This is a genomic window from Paenibacillus forsythiae T98 (genome assembly GCF_000520735.1).
Taxonomy (GTDB): domain Bacteria; phylum Bacillota; class Bacilli; order Paenibacillales; family Paenibacillaceae; genus Paenibacillus_AQ; species Paenibacillus_AQ forsythiae.
This window is the reverse complement of sequence record NZ_ASSC01000671.1, coordinates 1-1,459: the sequence shown is the minus strand read 5'-3', so window position 1 is coordinate 1,459 and position 1,459 is coordinate 1. Positions and strand designations below refer to the sequence as shown.

The following is a 1,459-nucleotide window of genomic DNA, read 5'->3' as shown; positions in this document are numbered from 1 at the left end:
GGTTCGAGTGGCTGCTGGGCGATCAGTTCTTTCCCCATAAAAATGGCCGTGGTGCGGATCTGGCATGGGTAGAAGAATGGGACGACGGACGGGGCGGGAAGAGCCGCTTCCTGCGAGTTGAGCGTCAGGAGCTGAGCGGGGATGACCTAACGATCCAACAGATTGTGTTCAAAATGGACAGCGACAACGTTGGCGACCAGGTCGATACGCAGCAGTACGCTGCCGATCATGGGATCGACATTCCTGATGATGCGGAGCTTCCGGGCATTGGCGAGCTTCTTTGCGGGTATGTGACGAATGACGAGACGCTCCGGCATCCACGCGGGCGGTCAGCGCTAAGGAATATCGACACGATTCAAGAGGAGATCAACTGGACAATCACACGAGATTCCATCGTGTTTGAAAAGCACGGGAAACCGAAGTTGGCGATCCCGCGCGGGCTATGGGATACGGTCGCGCAGTCCAATCAGGCGAATTACGGTGCCCGCTTCGTCCGGAATGCGGACTTGGAAGTGGTCAGCTACAACGAGAACAATGGTGCTGTGCCGCTGTACATCACCTGGGATGCCAAAACGGAACAGTCCTTTTCTCACGTCGAGCGACTGATCCGGTACATGCTGGCCGTGTCCAAAACATCCGTCCAGGCGGCCGGGCTGGAGGATGCCAAAGGAGACACGGGCATCGCGCTGCTGTACCTCTGGATTCAGTCAGTAATAAAAGCCGAAGCAATTAAGGATAAATTCGACGGCGCCATCAAAGACGCCATCCGGAAGTGTATGCTGCTCGAAAACGCGCTCGGCTCTGGCGGGCTCAAGCCGGTGAACCCCGTCATTGAATGGGGTGACATGCTTCCGAAGGCGGAGAGCGAACGCGACACCGAAGAGGCCGACAAATACGACAAGGGCGTGCAGTCCCTGGAGACCACGGTCAGACGCCTGCATCCTGACTGGTCTGAGGATGCCATCTCCGCCGAGATCCAGAAGATTTCAGACGAGAAGGCGGTCGACAGTTTGAACCCGACATACAACCAACCGCCACGGGTGACGGTGTAGGATGGCGGCCCCGGATGAAATCATTGCGCTGTACATCGCTGCTGACGAGCGGCTTCGTCGCCTGATCCAAGATTTTGAGTCAGGCAGCCTTACCGCCCGCCGGCAAAGGGAGCTGGAGCAGCAGATCGACGCAATCATCGCCGAGTTGACGGGTGAGTCCGGACAACGGATTGCTGAACTGATTGGCGAGCAGTACCGTGCTGGCGCCATGGCGGTCGTGGAGCAACTGGCCGCGGCTAAGGTAACGGCGGAGTTGATCAACGACTCGCTTGAACCGATCATTCACCAGCAGGCGGCGCAGGCGATCATGGATGAAGCCTTTTATTCCATCCTTGAAGCATCTGAGCACATGAGCGCGGACGCCAAGCGGCGCATCCGGGACATCGTGCAGGCTGCGAACCAGCGGT

At 58.0% G+C, this 1,459-nt stretch carries 1 protein-coding gene and 1 pseudogene; both read left to right on the top strand.

Translation table 11 applies throughout. The features are described 5' to 3' along the window. Positions 1-1,052 (top strand): hypothetical protein (locus L692_RS33065; protein WP_036724782.1); only part of this gene is annotated, 1,052 nt, incomplete at its 5' end. A 1-nt stretch (position 1,053) separates the two neighbouring features. Beyond that, positions 1,054-1,459, top strand: a pseudogene (locus L692_RS0120640) (phage minor capsid protein); the annotation flags it as partial.